At 36.2% G+C, this 564-nt stretch carries 1 protein-coding gene; it reads left to right on the top strand.

The window, feature by feature from the left end:
- On the top strand, window positions 1-564 hold a 564-nt coding region (locus tag RR876_RS17200), incomplete at both ends, for a DUF4105 domain-containing protein (RefSeq protein ID WP_332637210.1).

The raw sequence follows: 564 nt of genomic DNA, 5'->3' as shown, positions 1-564 counted from the left end.
ATATTTTGGCTTTTATTGTCAGTTTACTGTGGTATTTCAATATTTCTGCAAAACAAGATCGAGAATGGAGCCCTGACGTTGCTAGAGTTTTCAGTTATCAACAGCAAGGCAATGTAATCACCATTCATAATGTGCGAAACTTCAATTGGCATTCAGAAACTCAATATGATGAGCGCTGGGATACTCGTAGCTACAATCTCGACCACATCACTGGGATAAATGTCATTACTTCCTATTGGATGGGGCCTGAAATTGCTCACACCTTAGTGAGCTTTAATTTTTCAGACCAAAAGCCTTTAGTATTTTCGATAGAAACTCGTAAAGAAAAAACTGAAAGTTTCTCTGCTATTGGTGGTTTTTTTAGAAAATATGAGTTGAGTTTGATTGCTGCTGATGAGAAAGATATCGTCTATACACGTAGCAATATTCGAAACGAACAGGTTTATTTCTTCCCCGTTAAAATTCCAAAATCTGAAATGAAAGCGCTTTTTGAAGAATACTTAAGTAAATCAAAGCAGTTGGCGAAACATCCAAAATGGTATAACACTTTAACCAGTAACTGCA

The organism is Acinetobacter sp., from assembly GCF_036666595.1.
Classification (GTDB): domain Bacteria; phylum Pseudomonadota; class Gammaproteobacteria; order Pseudomonadales; family Moraxellaceae; genus Acinetobacter.
Note: the sequence above shows the minus strand (reverse complement) of the source record. Positions and strands in the feature narration are given on the sequence as shown.